This window comes from Echinicola marina, assembly GCF_020463795.1.
Classification (GTDB): domain Bacteria; phylum Bacteroidota; class Bacteroidia; order Cytophagales; family Cyclobacteriaceae; genus Echinicola; species Echinicola marina.
This window is the reverse complement of sequence record NZ_CP080025.1, coordinates 2,301,392-2,317,245: the sequence shown is the minus strand read 5'-3', so window position 1 is coordinate 2,317,245 and position 15,854 is coordinate 2,301,392. Positions and strand designations below refer to the sequence as shown.

Here is a 15,854-nt window from a genome sequence, read left to right as displayed (position 1 = left end):
GTAAAAGCCATCCGCATGAACGGATGGCTTTTTTATTGAGAATTATCATCTTTATCCCAAAATATCTGTTTCCAATTTCCCTGTACTGTCAGAGAAGTTTTCCACCGGAATACCCATGGTATGTAACATACTGACAAACAGATTAGACATCGGACTGTGTTCATCGAATTTGGTATAGGTACCGTGATTTACTCCCATATTTTTTCCTCCCGCCAATACCAATGGATAATTAACTGCATCATGGGTACTACTACAAGCAGAACCATAAAGAACTAAAGTATTATGGATCAATGGACCATATTCGTCCTCAGTGTTCTTCATCCTGTCCAAGAAATAAGAGAATTGCTTGGCCAACCATTGGTCATAACTTCCCCATTCTACCCAGTGATTTTTGGATTGGTCATGGCTAATGGCGTGGTGTCCATTTTTAAATCCTAATGCCAGCTTAGGGAAGTTCTCTCCGAATCCCATTCCATCTTCACGGGCCATCATATAAGTCATTACCCTAGTGATATCAGTCTGCATACCCAAAACCATTAGGTCAAAAGAAGAGCGGATATAGCTCTCAGGATCTACTGTGGCATTGGGGTTCAAATTGATATGATCGGCATTAAATTCTTTCATAGGAACATTCAGCCATTTTTCATTACGCTTGATCTGCTCTTCTACTTGATTCAATGAAGTCATATATTCATCCAACTTCAATTGATCATGCTTACCCAATCTCCTTTGAAGGTGCTTACTATCGGCTAGCACCAAGTCAACAATTTTTTGCTCTTGCTGCAAACTTTTTCTTCTGGCCTGAGTGGTTTCCCCTCCTCCCGGAGCAAAATATCTTTCAAAGATCTCCCTGTGCCTGTGTTCTGAAGGAATAGGTCTTCCATTGGGGTCAAAAGAAAGCGTAGACACCCTGGATTTATAGCCTACCCCTCCGTCTGTAGATAAGGCCAAAGAAGGGAACCTAGTATGTTTGGCTAGATGTTGGGCTGCCAACTGATCCACCGAAATATTATTTTTGTATTCACTACCTCTAAGATCACCACCTGTAAGCCAGGTATCCCCTGCCAAGTGCCCTAGCAGCCTACGGCTTTTAGGATGGCTAAGCCCCCCTAAAATTGAAATCTCCTTTCTATGTCGCTCCAGTGGAGAAAGTGTCTTGGTAAATCGATAATCCTTGCCTTCACCCAAAGGAAACCAGTTCCAATGTTCATGGTGATAATTGTTTTGTGGGGGAAGCCCTACACCATTGGGAAAATAAACGAAGCAAAGCCTTTTTGGAGCCTCACTCATAGAACCAACTTTAGCCAAAGGTGTACTCATGGCCTCCATATAAGGCAGCATGCAGCTCACTCCTAAGCCTTTCAAAAATGTCCTTCGATCTAAATGCCAAGATTTCTTTCCCATGATTATTTTGTCTTTCTCATTAATTCATTTTCCAATGTACCGAAGCCTATTTGTATTATCATAAAGAATAAACCTAAGCCCGGTTTTATATATCAATTAACTTACAAATCTTCCTTAATTTCCCCCTCTAAAAGAAGGACTCAAAACGATGTTTTCAATTACAGATTGGAATCGATAATCATCCGACCTTACTTCTTTCACAATAGATTCAATTTCCCTTTCATCAACAAAAGTCACATCTCTTCCCATTGCATATGAAAACAAATGTTTTACCAAGGATCTGGTAAAATCATCCTTTTTCATATTTAAAATATACGACTTTATTTCATCAATTCCATCAACCTGCTCTCCACTAGGAAGTTCTGCCTCCGTGTCGATTGGTTTATCCATAGCCACAGTCTGGAACCTTCCCACTGCATTATAGTTTTCAAATACGATCCCGTAAGGATCTATCTTTTTATGACAATCCATGCAGGCCGCCTTATCCCTATGAACAAACAATTGCTCCTTTAGTGTCAATTCATCAAATCCTGGTGTTTCAGGATCAAGCTCTGGGACATTTGGTGGCGGGGCCGGAGGCCTGTCTCCAAGAATCTTGGTTTTGAGCCATACCGCCCTTTTAATCGCATGCGCCTGGGTTCCGTCTGAGTGTCCACTTAGGAAGGCACCTTGAGACAACAATCCTCCACGATGCATATCCGGCGTAATCGCAACTGGTCTAAAATGACTTCCTTTTACATCCTCAATGCCATAAAACTCAGCTAGATTTTGATTGAGCATGGCAAAATCGGACTCTATCATATTCATAATGCTCAGGTCTTGCTCTAAGACATAGTGCATAAAATGATAAGTTTCTTCAGCCATATCCCTTTTTACAAAGCGGGTATAATCGGCATATTGATTCACATTGGTGCTCATGGCTTCATGACGGTCCACCCTTAGCCACTCATTACTGAATGACCTCACCATATTCCAAATCCGATCATCCTTAACCATCCTGGCAACCTGTTTTTTCAAATATCGCTCTTTATGAAGATCTTCGTCTTCTGCCAGTTCCAATAACTCTTCATCGGGTGCAGAATCCCATAAGAAATAGGCCAATCTGGATGCCAAGAAGAATTCCTTCTCTTCCTCTTCTGTTTCTTTTTCTGGTTCTGCTAGGTAAATGAAATTTGGAGAACAAAGGACAGCTACCAAAACCTCCTTAACACCTTCCTCATAGCGTGGATAATCATCCTTGATGCCTTTCCAGAATTCCATATATGGCTCCAATTCCGAATCCTCGATAGGTTTACGGTAAGCTCGCTCCATAAATTTCTTAACAACCTCTTTCGTGTAAGCCTCTTTGTCATCCTCCTTGGAAGAAGGGAAAAAGATCTCCGTATGGCTCTTAGGAGGCCAAACTGGGTAATATGGAGCCTCAAATTCCAATTCATTGATCAATAATGGAGGCCCCGAATCTTCATTGTCCTTGACCAAATAATCATTCCACAATCCCAAAATCATGATATTGGCCAGTATCTCTGTCTCCACTGTATCGATCATTGGGATTGGTAGATTCTCCAATCTTCCCTTGAAAGTCAGGTGCTCAAAATCACCCACCTTGGAGCTTACCGTCTTGAAATCATCAAAAGTTTTATAATCCATCCCATCATCAGTCCTAGAACCTGCAAAGGTTCTGATCACTGGCACATCATTTTCATATTTTTGACGACTTTTATCAGCTTCTGATTTCAACTGTATAGTTACTGGATGGTCTTCAGGGAATGGACTTATGGTTACTTTACTAAAGCCTGTAAAGAATTTCCCTCCAATGGTGAATTTATGCTTTCCAGCTTTCAGATACGCCATGGTCAATGGCGTATACATTTTTGCAAGGTCTTTTTTATCATCCATAAAGTGGAAACGCTCTTCCAACTTAAACTTGTCCAATCTCATTTCCAAGGAAGGCATCCCATCAGCTCCTACATAAGGGTGTTCAAAATCAATTTGGTAATATCCATCTTTTGGAGCTTCAAACTCATAATAGGCCCAGCTAGGATTGGTAAGTTCTTTAGGTCTATAAAAATTCCCTTTCTTTATCAGGTTTTCTGACTTCAAGGCTTTCGAGGCTTCTAGAACAATGGCTCCAGGAAGATTTTCAGCGGGCTGATCATTTCTTAAACTTATCAATCCCTCCTTCTGTATCTCCCACTGATATCCACGGGAAGCTTTTACCCTCAACTCAAAATTACCCTGCTCAGGAAAATGCTTTCTAAACAACAACTTCAAATTGGGGGATGGCCCTTGCCAAGATTTAGGAGTAACCTCTTTGTGTGGTAATGCTGAATAAAGGATGATCCCTTCATCTACTACTTGATAGCGATCAGCATGTGAACCCCTCATGCCTACGCCAATATCCTTCTTGATGCGATCCAGCTCAGCCTTACTCGCACTATCTTTTCCTATTTTGGGTTGCCCCTTTTCATCTAGAATCTCTACAATAAAATCATCGGAATTTATGGGTGCACTTTGATAGCCTCCTATCATTCCAGCAGTTTTCCCCTTTCCTATCCCCTTGCCAAATTTGATCCTATAATGGGTACTTTCCGGTTTCTCTTCTGGGACAATGGCCTTATCGAGTGCATTTCTGGCAATTTGCTTATAATATTCTATATGCAAAGGAGAAACCTGAAGCACCTGTCCATTATTACTGAATCCCATTTCTGACTTAGCATCATCAGGAAGCACTTGACCAAATTTAACCGGTACATATAATAACTCTGATAAGGTATTGCTGTACTGATCTTTGGTCAATCTTCTGATCACTGGCTGTTGTTCAGATTTTTTCTGTGCTACCGCTTGGTGAATAGATGCTGTAATCCAATCTACCAATACCCTTCTCTCTTCATCTGTCAGCTGATCTTCATCCTCCGGAGGCATCTCGCCACTATTCACCATATTCAGCATGGCTCTCCAAGTTTCAGCATCATGCCCCTTTATCATATCAGGATCAATATCATCCAAACGAAGCCCGCCCTTTTTCTCATCTTCATTATGACAGCTTACACAATAATTCTTAGTAATTGGTGCGATATCCTTATCAAAAGCATATTTTGACAAAGTCTCATCTACCTCGTTACTTTCCATAGCCACCAAACCGTCCAAAGCAAATGGGTCGTCTCCCAGAAAAACCCTTACCTCTTCCGGTAAATCTTCAGTCAGGTAATTAGAGCCATGAGTCAAAGAACCTCCATAGTGGCCAGTTGCACTTAAGAACAATATATTTACCAATAATAAAAACCTATAGGACGAAAGTGGTTTCCCTTTCTCATCAATATCATAGCGCAATGCCAATAGCCAAGTACTTATCAAGGCCGTACCCAAGCCCAACCATTTATGCCAAACCATCACATCACTGCCATAGCCTCCACTCCCTGCTAACAATGCTCCCACAATTACAGTGGGAATGGAGGTGATTACGGCCAACCAAAGCAGTAAAGTACAAGCTGACTTCAAGCCCAGTGATGGCGAAAAGTATTGAGCCAATTCCAAAACGAAAAGTGCAATTAATACACCAATAGGTAAGTGCACCAATAACGGGTGCAACTTACCTAAAAACAATAGGGTCCAATGCGCTCCCTCTTCTCCAAACGGAATAAATACAAACGCAAGAAGCAACACGGAAAGAATTCCTGCTCCTAAAGTTATTTTTCTTGCATTCAAATTTTTAATGGTCTTCTCCATCAGTCGCTTTACTAAACTAATATTTTATAATGGACGAATGATTTTACGATAAAATCATTCATTGTATTTGATCAGTCTCATTATTATTTTTTCCGAAAAACACCTACCTAAAAGCACCTTACAAAAACAATAATATTTCAAAAACCACCACTTACACAAACACTTAGCTTATAATATTACCTATTCACATTTAAATCACCAACCTTTTTAGCACAAACGGACAATATACGTTATGAACCTGTTAAAATAATATCAGACTACCTCTATCAATCGATTGCAATAAGGAGTTAATCTTGAAGATCAAACAAAAAAATATTGGACAGCTAATAAAAGCCTTAAGAATTTAACTAATGGATTTCAGCTAAAAAATAGTCAGGATTCTGCAATTACCCATTTAGTAAACTCATCACAAAATTGCCTTTTCTAAAATTCCTAAACGCTATAAAAAAAGCATCTAGGATTCGGTAGGACTAGCAGTATTCCAAGTGTAAAAAAAGGCCTTCCTCAGTAAAAACTAAAGAAAGCCCATATCACTCAATAAAATAATTTTTCAATTAAACTACCCGTAAATTCACTAAGTAGCTGCAAGTGCTTTCTTTACAATGGTCAAAGCAGCATCGGAATGGCTCATGGCCAAAGCAGCATCATGCCCCTTTTCTGACATTTTTTTCCATGTCTTCTGAACAATATCCACCAGCTTCCCTTCCTCATCTTGATGTTTAACAATAAAATCATCAAAATAATACTTCAGAAACACCAAACATACCACATCTTCCAAAGCCTGAACCTCGGGGTCTGTTTTTAGTCTTCTTTTATTAAGCAGATCATCCACCTTCTGGATTTCACCCTCCTCATAGCCATGCTTCTTCATAATGGAACCAGCCAATTCACCATGATACTTTTTCAGTTTGGTTCTCCACATCAAATACCCCTTTCTGTCCATAGAAAAATCTTCTCTCGGGATGGCCCATCTCTTTATATGTTGGCATCTGGCAGCCAAGCGCAAGGTTTCTGAAGCTTCAGGGCAAAAATCCAATAACATCCCTGACATTCTGTGTCCATAAACCAGCTCCTTGGACACTTCTTTACCGTTAACCAATTCCTTATGAGGATCTTCCGCATTGATCGCATCTATCTCCTCGATGGTCTTATCAAATTTATTCGCAGTCATAATTCGAAAATTCAATTGAAAAATCAATTTAGGAGGATTTCCGCTTAGAAGGAAAATAAATAAGAACGAATGACCAAATGCTGGATAAAGGAGTGGTATTAAGTCACATTTACTAAATATGTTGGCCAAGCAAGCAAAGTCCCCATCCTAAATTCCTAAAAACCGTAGATCAAAGCACAATTCAGCTGAAACATCTCTCGGATCTAACATCTCTCAACCACTACTATTGGACCAACACTTTTCCCTCCAAATAGCTACCCAACTGCCTACCTCTTTCTTTAACTACCTGACCAATCACAATGATCGAGGGTGCCATCAGCTGCTCTTTTTCCTGAATACTAAGAATATTTTCAAGATCAGCGGAAATAAACCTTTCATCAGGTCTACTGCCATTTTGAATCATAGCGACAGCCTCATTTCCGCCCCGAAATTGCTTAAATAATTGAACGATTTCAGGCAGTTTTTTTACTCCCATCAATATAATCACGGTTGCAGATGATTGCGCAGCATATTTTAAATCCTGAGCTGTTGAGTGATCTTTCAAAGTTCCCGTCACTACCCAAAAGCTCTCATTCACTCCTCTCTTGGTCAAAGGTATCCCTGACAGTCCAGGCACAGACATCGCACTACTTATTCCTGGTACGTACTCAGTAGGAATACCAAATTGGGCGGCATACTCCAATTCCTCGTGTCCACGACCAAACACATAGGGATCTCCTCCTTTTAACCTTACCACATGCCCACAGGTCTGCGCATAATCAACAATCATCCTATTGATCTCTTGTTGTTGTCTTGAATGCATACCGGCCCTTTTCCCCACAAAAACCTTAATGGCCGTCTCAGGTACGTAAGCCAATAAATCCTCATTAGCAAGCGCATCATACAATACCACATCGGCACTTTTGAGCACTTTAATGGCTTTTAAGGTAATCAAGTCAGGATCTCCTGGACCTGCTCCCACTATCGATAGTTTCTTATTTATGTTGTCCATACTTGTTTTCTACTTAGTTACTAAAACAAATTTAAGTATTTTTATACGTATTTTTACGTATTATTAAATTTAATTTATAACTTAGCCGCTGTAATCAATCTAATAGTCAGTCAAATTACTTAGAAAAACAGCCTAACCTATAAACCAACAAACGTATGACAAAGATAGCAGTAATCGGAAATGGAATGGTCGGCTATAAGTTTTGTGAAAAACTTTGTGCACAGGAAACCGCAAAGGATTTTGAAATCACCGTATTTGGAGAAGAACCATGGCCAGCCTATGACAGGGTCCATCTAAGTGAATATTTCTCTGGATCCACGGCTGACGACTTGATCATGGCACCTAGATCATGGTATGAAGAAAACGATATCACTTTGCATACCAATGAAATGATCGTAAAAATCGATCGGGATCAGAAAAAAATCATTTCCCATTCGGGACACGATTATTCCTATGACAAACTGATATTGGCTACAGGCTCAGGCGCATTTGTTCCTCCTATTGATGGCGTGGACAAAAAAGGCGTTTTTGTTTACCGTACCTTGGAAGATCTGGATGCGATAATCAATTATTCCAAAAAGGTAAAAACAGCTGCGGTTATAGGTGGTGGATTATTAGGTTTGGAGGCAGCTAAAGCTGTAATTGATATGGGACTTAAGGCCCATGTAATAGAATTTGCTCCTAGGCTAATGCCAAGACAACTTGATGAGGCCGGCTCAGCGACACTTCAATCAAAGCTAGAAGAGCTAGGCATCCAAATCCATCTCAATAAAAACACAAAAAAAATCAAAGGCAATGGCAAGCTGGAATCCATGAAGTTTGCTGATGACAGCGAGCTACCTGTAGAAATGCTGATTATTTCAGCCGGGATCAAACCAAGAGATGAACTTGCCAAAGACTGTGGACTAGCCACTGCTCCCCGCGGTGGTGTAATTGTCAATGAGTTTTTACAAACCGAGGATGAAAATATTTTTGCCATCGGAGAAGTAGCCTCATATAAGAACATGATTTATGGCTTGGTAGCCCCAGGATATGAAATGGCCAGCCAAGTAGTCAACCAGCTGGTCAATGAAGAGGTTAGGCCTTTTATGGGCTTTGACATGTCCACCAAGCTCAAACTGATCGGTGTGGATGTGGGAAGTTTTGGAGATCCTTTTGGGGAATTTGAGCCCTCCAAGCCGATTATTTATGAAAACAAAAACAGTGGCATCTATAAACGCATCAATGTTTCCATGGATGGAAAGCGACTTCTGGGCGGTATTTTGGTAGGAGAGGCCTCTGCTTATAATATGCTATTGCAGATGTGCCAAAACAAAATGCCTTTGCCTCCTGAACCAGAAGACTTAATATTGGGAGCAAGAGGAGGAAAGGAAGCTGTAGGCGCGGGAGTAGAAAGTCTTCCTGATGAAGCCCAAATCTGCTCATGTGAGAACGTCTCCAAAGGAAGCATTTGTAGCCTTATAGAAAATGATGGCATCACCAAAATAGACGAAATCAAATCCTGTACTAAAGCTGGCACTGGCTGCGGAGGCTGTATGCCTATGGTGAACGACCTATTAAAGCATCAGCTCAAGGCCATGGGCAAAGCTGTAAAAAATGTCCTTTGCGAACATTTCGATTACTCCAGACAGGAGCTGCTTGACCTGGTCAAAATCAAAAAGATCAAAACCTATAATGAGCTACTTGATCAATTTGGTCAAGGTGATGGCTGTGAAGTTTGTAAACCAGCAGTAGCCTCTATTTTGGCAAGCACTTGGAATGACCTGATCACCAAGCAGGACACTATCCAGGACACCAACGACCGATTTCTGGCCAATATCCAAAGAGGCGGAACCTACTCAGTGGTGCCTAGAATCCCGGGAGGGGAAATCACTCCAGAAAAACTTATTGTAATTGGAGAAGTCGGGAAAAAATATGGCCTTTATACCAAAATCACTGGCGGCCAAAGAATCGATCTTTTCGGAGCAAGGGTGGACCAGTTGCCCGACATTTGGGAAGAATTGATCAACGCTGGTTTTGAAAGCGGTCACGCATATGGCAAATCCCTAAGGACAGTAAAAAGCTGTGTAGGGAGTACCTGGTGCCGATATGGTGTACAAGATTCCGTTTCATTTGCCATCCAAGTGGAAGAAAGATACCGTGGACTTCGCTCCCCGCATAAACTTAAGGGAGCTGTATCTGGCTGTATCAGGGAATGTGCAGAAGCACAAAGCAAGGACTTTGGCATCATTGCCACTGAAAAAGGATGGAACCTTTATATCTGTGGTAATGGAGGGTCAAAACCCCAACACGCGCAACTATTGATCAATGATGTGGATACGGAAACTTGCCTGAAATTCATTGATAGGTTCTTGATGTTCTATATCCGGACCGCTGAACCATTGACGAGAACCGCCACTTGGCTGAATAAACTGGAAGGAGGAATGGAATATGTCCGAGATGTAGTGGTCAATGACAGCTTGGGAATCGGAGAAGAGTTAGAAAGAGAAATGCAGTTTATGATCGACACTTATGCGTGTGAATGGAAAGAAGTGGTCAATAACCCTGAGTTAAGAGCCAAATTCAAACATTTCCTGAATGCTGATGAAGAAGATCCAAACCTCCAGTTTCAGGATATGAGGGGTCAAAAAATCCCATCCCCATGGTAACCCCATCAAATAGCCCTTTGATACCTTAACACTAAACAAAGACATCATGATTTCAGAATTGGAAAAATACAAAACAGCCGACACCTCTAAAGTCAAACATTGGTTCAAAGCAGCTCCCGTGGACCGCTTTCCCGAAGATGGAGGAGCCTGCATCAAATATGGAGATCTTCAAATTGCCATTTTTAATTTCACCAGAAGAAACGAATGGTATGCATGCCAAAATCTTTGTCCTCATAAAATGCAGATGATCTTATCCAGAGGCATGATTGGCTCATTTGAAGGAGAACCGAAAGTCGCTTGTCCTTTTCATAAAAAAACTTTCTCCCTGAAATCAGGCAAAAACCTTAATGGTGACACCTGTGATATTGCCACCTATCCGATCAAAATCGAGGATGGACATGTATTTGTCGGCTTTGAAGAGTAAAAGGGAAATGAAAGCATAGGTTTGTCTACCAAATCCTAAAGGCAGATTGGCAGATAATCAATTAGTAGTAGACCTATTTTTCGTAACTAAGCAGGGTTTGATTTTAAACCCTGCTTTTTCATTTTTTTAATGTAAATTATAGTTCAAAGCCTCTGGCATATTCGAACTATGAAACTACTATCCGTAAGATACCTGCGTGATCAGGCCCAACAATCCTTCAACCGGTTTCCTTGGGTCATGATCGCAGCAATATTGGCAGTTTCCTTTGCTAACTATTGTGTAGAATTCGCTTCTTCCTCCACAAATCTTTTTCCATTTATCAATGGAATGTTGGTCGCGGCATTAGGTATTTCCTTATTTTTTGGCATCATCATCTTTGCAGAGAAAAAAAAACTTTCGAAAAAGCAAAAAAAGGTTCTAGAGTTTATAGGCCTCGCGATATTGGTCGGCATATACTATACACTTCCTGATGGACGCAGCAGTCAAAATACTGCTTTGCCCTATTACCGTTTTGCCATTTTCTGTCTATGCTCCCATCTCTTGGTTTCATTTATGCCTTATAGCAAAAGCAAGCAGACTTTGGACTTTTGGAATTACAATAAAACATTATTTATCCGTACGACCATTGGTCTACTGTTTTCCCTGATCATTTTTGTAGGCATCATTCTGGCCTTGATGGCCATCCACTTACTTTTTGAAATCGAATTTGAGGATGAAATCTTTCTTCAGATTTTCATTTTTATCATAGGTATTTTCAATACTTGGTTCTTCATTTCGGGCATCCCAGAAGACTTCAAAGAAATAGAATTGGAAAACACTTTCCCTAGAGGACTAAGAATTTTCAGTCAATTTATTCTCCTGCCCTTGTTGACGCTTTATTTACTGATCCTTTATGGATATTGTATCAAGATCATCATCAACTGGAACTGGCCAGAAGGAATTGTCAGCTATCTGATTATTTCGGTTTCCTCTTTGGGAATACTGGCCCTGCTATTACTTTATCCTTACAGAAATGATAAGGATGAAGCATGGATAAGTACTTTCTCGAGGTTTTACTATTATTTGTTATTACCACTGGTACTTGTTCTCTTTCTGGCCATCGGGATCAGGATAAGTGAATATGGCATTACCATCAACCGCTATTTGATAGTTTTGCTGGGAATATGGCTCACTTTCACCTGTTTTTACTTCATTCTAGGTTTCCAAAATATCAAAATCATCCCTTCATCACTTACCCTGCTGTTATTATTAGCCTCATTTGGTCCTTGGGGTATCTTCTCTGTAAGTGAAAACAGTCAGTTCAATAGATTAAAATCCATCCTATCAGAATCCAATTCCCTCAAAGACCAAAAGTTAAGACAAGAAATTCTTTGGAAAACGAACCGTTTGCCTGAATTAGAGGCACTGGAAAATCAGAACCTCAATTTATCCTTGGATTCCACTCAAAAAGAAGAAGTCAAATCAATTATAAGATATCTTTCCGAGCATCACGGCCTTGATAAAATCGATCCTTGGTTCAGCCAAGACCTTCATCAAATCATGCTGGCAATCAAAAATGATCCTAAAGGAAACAGGAGCATTGACCAATCAAGACTTTATCTAGAAACAATGGGGCTCGACCTATCCAATAAACCGTATCAAAAAGATTATATTATCAGGGCAAAATTGGACAGACACAGCACCCAAGTAAGCGGATATGATTACCTCAGCCAATTTCACTTAAACCAACAGGATAGCATAACAATATATGCGGGTGGAAAGCAATTTGACTTATCTTTTACCAAAAACAGAAAAGGAGTGCGGATTCAAAACGGCCAGGACCAGGTCAAGTTGTCGATCGCTTCCCTCATAGAAGAAAATCAAGTACTATCAGCAAGTGAGGAAGACACCAACATCTCACCAAACCACCTGATGATCAAGAGCCAAGACGAAAGGTACAAACTCGAACTACACCACATTAGATATACTCGAAAACAAGACAAAGAGGTTGAAATCAATAGCCTATCAGGAATTCTACTTATTAACCAAAAAGAAAGAAAATAATTAATCCTTAGTTTTTTAAGTGTTATTACGTAATTTTAATATTGGATAAAAAAATAAATATCAACCATTACCCTTGTCTGAAAAACCAAAATACGAAAAGCTGGTCCGCTATTACTTAATAGCCCTTTGTGCCATTGCTACCAGCATCATTCTCAGCCAAATCCTGGTTCAAAAATTTATCAGTGAGCAAAAAAATGATTCACGGGTAATCAACCTTTCCGGAAGGCAAAGAATGCTCAGCCAAAAAATCAGTAAATGCGCCTTACTTTTAGGGGATTCCACACAGTCTTCCCAAAGAAACAAATATTTGCAGGAATTCAGTTTGGCCTTAAGCGATTGGAGAGACACCCATCTTGGATTAAAAAACGGTGATGGCAATTTGGACATTATTAGCCGAAACAGTAAAACTGTCCAGTTTTTATTCCAAAATATAGAACAAGACCACCTTGCCATTGTCAGAGCCGCAGAAAACATCATCCATAAACTCAACGAAAACATACAGGCCCCGACCGACAGTATAAAAGAAGACATTGATCAAATCATCAAGCATGAATCGGCATTTTTGAAAGGCATGGACATGATTGTCTTTCAATATGATGACGAAGCCAAAACAAAAGTCACCAACCTTCAGGGTATAGAAATATTTCTTTTGGTGATCTCCCTGGGTGTAATCATGTTTGAAATTTTCTTTATTTTCATTCCTTCCGCAAAAACCATCAAAAAGACTTTCAGACAACTCCTTCAATCAGAGCAAAAATCCAAAAAAATGACTTTGGAGCTCAGCTCGCTTTACAGTTCCTTGGAACAAGCCTACCAAGATCTTTTGGAGGTGGATGTGGATGTGGAGGATTTTACCATTTTTGCCAAATGCAAAGCCAACGGTGATTTCACCTACTTTTCTGATAAATTCTCTAAGTTGATGGAGTTTGAGGACAACACTCCTCAAAACCTCTTCAAGTGGCTACAAGAACAGGGCTATGAAGGTGCCTACCTTGAAAAAATCCAAGAGATGATGCCTTACGGAAAGACCTGGTCCGGAGAAATCAAGGTCATCAATGAAATGGGGGATTTCGTTTGGCTTAAGGTAAACATTACCCCTACTATGGGTGATAGCGGAGAGCTGGAAACCCTGATGATCATTGCCACTGATGAAACAGAAAAGAAAGAAGCAGAGGCCATTTCACAGGAAATCAACAGGGAAAGAATCGAAAAGAAAGTCAAGGAGCAACAATTCCGGTCAGCCTTGATCCTGGAAGGACAAGAAGAAGAACGAAAGCGTATCTCAAGAGATATGCATGATGGTATTGGTCAATTGCTGTCCGCCATGAAATTTAACCTAGAGGGAATCCACTCGGTAAACACCGACATCGAAAGAAATAAGTTAAAAACAAGCAAGGATCTCCTGAAAAACGTCATTAAAGAAGTAAGAAGGATTTCCTTTAACCTTACCCCAAGTGCACTTTCAGACTATGGTATTGTACCGGTGCTGAATAAATTCTGCAGGGAAATATCTAAACTTTCAGACCTTCAGGTATCTTTTGAAAACCAAACGGGGTTTCTTACCCGCTTGGAAGGAAAAGTAGAAAACAACCTTTACAGGATCTGCCAAGAAGCAGTAAACAATGCCATAAAATATTCCGAAGCCAAAGAAGTCAAAATCACCCTTTCGCACAATTCCCAGTATTTAAATTTGGAGATCAGTGACGATGGCAAGGGCTTTGACATGAGAAAATTAGAAGAAAAAGGGCATTTCTCTGCTTCTGGGCACGGGCTGTTCAATATCCGAGAAAGAGCTAACTTTATCAATGGACAGTGTACGATCTTTTCCGAAAAGGGAAAAGGAACAAAAATAAGCATCAATATACCTTTGGATTAATATGAAAAATTAAGAGAGGATGGAAAAAATAAAAGTAGTTTTGGCAGATGACCATGTTGTAGTCAGGAGCGGTATAAGGAACCTACTGGAAAACGAAGGGGAAGTGGAAGTGATCGGAGAAGCAGCCAATGGAGAAGAGGCCATTCAATTAGTAGAAAAAGTCAATCCAGACTTGCTGATCATAGACATCAGGATGCCCGTAATGAACGGTCTTGATGCCACCAAAAAGCTAAATCAGCTTAAAGACCCGACCAAGGTGCTGATACTATCCATGCATGATGATGAAGATTATATCCTTCAATCCATTGAATGTGGAGCTTCTGGTTATTTGCTAAAAGACACCAGCAAAGATGAGTTCATGAAAGCCATTCGTACCATTTTCCAAGGCGGCCAATATTTCAGTGGAGATATCAGCCAGGTACTGGTCAAAAGTTATCTCAACGTAAAGGACAGAAAAGTCACCAAAAACATTGCTCCTACCAACACTTATGAGATTACCAAGCGGGAAAAGCAAATCTTGAAAATGATTTCCGACGGGATAGGGAACAAAGAAATTGCTGAACAGCTGGGCAAAAGCATCAGGACCATAGAAACCCACCGGTTTAATATCATGAAAAAGCTAAAAGTGAGCAATGTCGTTGAATTATTGAAAAAGCTAGAAGAAGAGCCTGGATTGAAACAACATATAGAGAGTGCTTAAATCACCCTTCGTAACAGGAACTATTGATTGTTCCTACTATTCTTATTACCTTATCCCCACTTCAATAGCCAGGCCCTAAACCCACTTAATTTTGTACGTATTTTTACGTATTTATCAAATTATTTAGTACCTTGCTAAAAATGATCAGTAACCTTACACAAAGAACTGAACACCATTCACTTGAAGTAATTAAAATCGTTATGAAAGTACATGCATTTGGAGTTGCCAAGGACATTACAGGGGCAGCCATGATAGATTTCCCGATGGAAGAAACCTTTGTCAAAGTAAAGGATTTCAAGGACCTGCTTTATCAAAAATATCCAGATTTGATCAACCTTCCTTCTCTCGCCATATCGGTCAATCTATTCTACGCAAGTGAAGAAACTGTAATCAATAAGCACGATGAAGTTGCCCTGATTCCACCAGTAAGTGGTGGATAAAGAAATACACCATGGAAAGTCATATCGCCATTACATCTGAAATCAATATTGCAGAGGCTTACCAAATGCTAGTAGACCCCAAAAGTGGAGGAATCTGCACTTTCATTGGGACGGTAAGGGATCTCAACAACAGTAAGGAAGTCAATCACCTCTTCTTTGAAGCCTATGAAAAGATGGCCATATTAAAGATGGAAGAGCTAGCTGAAGACGCCGCAAAAAAATGGCCTTTGAATAAAATTGTAATTATTCATGCTATAGGCGAAAAAGAAATCACTGATCCAGTCGTTTTTATAGGGACCTCCTCAGTTCATCGAGATGCCTCATTTCAGGCCTCAAGGCACCTAATTGATCGCTTGAAAGAAGTGGTCCCCATTTGGAAAAAAGAAACTTACCGAGATCACAGTACTTGGATAAATGCCCATCCATAAAAG

General features: G+C 40.2%; 11 protein-coding genes. 7 read left to right on the top strand and 4 right to left on the bottom strand.

Going from position 1 to position 15,854, the window contains the following annotated elements; genetic code table 11:
* Positions 1–51 precede the first annotated feature (51 nt).
* The 4 genes from KZP23_RS09775 to cobA form a co-directional block, all read right to left on the bottom strand.
* Entirely contained in the window at positions 52–1,404 is a 1,353-nt protein-coding gene (locus KZP23_RS09775; RefSeq protein ID WP_226336057.1) for a DUF1552 domain-containing protein, read from the bottom strand.
* Positions 1,405–1,518: 114 nt separating this feature from the next.
* Positions 1,519–5,130 (bottom strand): DUF1592 domain-containing protein, encoded by a 3,612-nt coding sequence (locus tag KZP23_RS09770; RefSeq protein WP_226336056.1) that lies wholly within the window; start codon positions 5,128–5,130, stop codon positions 1,519–1,521.
* A 574-nt stretch (positions 5,131–5,704) separates the two neighbouring features.
* Complete coding sequence (locus tag KZP23_RS09765) at positions 5,705–6,301, bottom strand: DUF4202 domain-containing protein (protein ID WP_226336055.1); 597 nt, start codon at positions 6,299–6,301, stop codon at positions 5,705–5,707.
* A 223-nt stretch (positions 6,302–6,524) separates the two neighbouring features.
* Positions 6,525–7,292: a uroporphyrinogen-III C-methyltransferase gene (gene cobA / locus KZP23_RS09760; protein ID WP_226336054.1), complete on the bottom strand. Its 768-nt coding sequence runs from the start codon at positions 7,290–7,292 to the stop codon at positions 6,525–6,527.
* Between the two features lie 155 nt (positions 7,293–7,447).
* Between cobA and nirB the strand changes: the two genes are divergently transcribed.
* The 7 genes from nirB to KZP23_RS09725 all read left to right on the top strand — a co-directional run bounded on the left by nirB (position 7,448) and on the right by KZP23_RS09725 (position 15,851).
* Positions 7,448–9,940: a nitrite reductase large subunit NirB gene (nirB, locus tag KZP23_RS09755; RefSeq protein WP_226336053.1), complete on the top strand. Its 2,493-nt coding sequence runs from the start codon at positions 7,448–7,450 to the stop codon at positions 9,938–9,940.
* Between the two features lie 46 nt (positions 9,941–9,986).
* Positions 9,987–10,364 (top strand): nitrite reductase small subunit NirD, encoded by a 378-nt coding sequence (nirD, locus tag KZP23_RS09750; RefSeq protein WP_226336052.1) that lies wholly within the window; start codon positions 9,987–9,989, stop codon positions 10,362–10,364.
* A gap of 168 nt (positions 10,365–10,532) precedes the next feature.
* Positions 10,533–12,407 (top strand): DUF4153 domain-containing protein, encoded by a 1,875-nt coding sequence (locus tag KZP23_RS09745; protein WP_226336051.1) that lies wholly within the window; start codon positions 10,533–10,535, stop codon positions 12,405–12,407.
* 73 nt (positions 12,408–12,480) lie between these two features.
* Positions 12,481–14,283 carry a sensor histidine kinase gene (locus KZP23_RS09740; protein ID WP_226336050.1) on the top strand — a complete coding sequence of 601 codons (1,803 nt, stop codon included), beginning with the start codon at positions 12,481–12,483 and terminating at the stop codon, positions 14,281–14,283.
* A gap of 19 nt (positions 14,284–14,302) precedes the next feature.
* Positions 14,303–14,983: a response regulator transcription factor gene (locus KZP23_RS09735; protein WP_226336049.1), complete on the top strand. Its 681-nt coding sequence runs from the start codon at positions 14,303–14,305 to the stop codon at positions 14,981–14,983.
* 140 nt (positions 14,984–15,123) lie between these two features.
* On the top strand, positions 15,124–15,423 hold the full coding sequence (locus tag KZP23_RS09730; RefSeq protein WP_226336048.1) for a MoaD/ThiS family protein: 300 nt from the start codon (positions 15,124–15,126) through the stop codon (positions 15,421–15,423).
* A gap of 11 nt (positions 15,424–15,434) precedes the next feature.
* Complete coding sequence (locus tag KZP23_RS09725) at positions 15,435–15,851, top strand: molybdenum cofactor biosynthesis protein MoaE (RefSeq protein WP_226336047.1); 417 nt, start codon at positions 15,435–15,437, stop codon at positions 15,849–15,851.
* The last annotated feature ends 3 nt before the right edge of the window (positions 15,852–15,854 follow it).

Coding starts and splice junctions, on each gene's coding strand:
- KZP23_RS09775 (WP_226336057.1), bottom strand. CDS start 1,404: ATGGGAAAGAAATCTTGGCATTTAGATCGAAGGACATTTTTGAAAGGC.
- KZP23_RS09770 (WP_226336056.1), bottom strand. CDS start 5,130: ATGGAGAAGACCATTAAAAATTTGAATGCAAGAAAAATAACTTTAGGA.
- KZP23_RS09765 (WP_226336055.1), bottom strand. CDS start 6,301: ATGACTGCGAATAAATTTGATAAGACCATCGAGGAGATAGATGCGATC.
- cobA (WP_226336054.1), bottom strand. CDS start 7,292: ATGGACAACATAAATAAGAAACTATCGATAGTGGGAGCAGGTCCAGGA.
- nirB (WP_226336053.1), top strand. CDS start 7,448: ATGACAAAGATAGCAGTAATCGGAAATGGAATGGTCGGCTATAAGTTT.
- nirD (WP_226336052.1), top strand. CDS start 9,987: ATGATTTCAGAATTGGAAAAATACAAAACAGCCGACACCTCTAAAGTC.
- KZP23_RS09745 (WP_226336051.1), top strand. CDS start 10,533: ATGAAACTACTATCCGTAAGATACCTGCGTGATCAGGCCCAACAATCC.
- KZP23_RS09735 (WP_226336049.1), top strand. CDS start 14,303: ATGGAAAAAATAAAAGTAGTTTTGGCAGATGACCATGTTGTAGTCAGG.
- KZP23_RS09730 (WP_226336048.1), top strand. CDS start 15,124: ATGATCAGTAACCTTACACAAAGAACTGAACACCATTCACTTGAAGTA.
- KZP23_RS09725 (WP_226336047.1), top strand. CDS start 15,435: ATGGAAAGTCATATCGCCATTACATCTGAAATCAATATTGCAGAGGCT.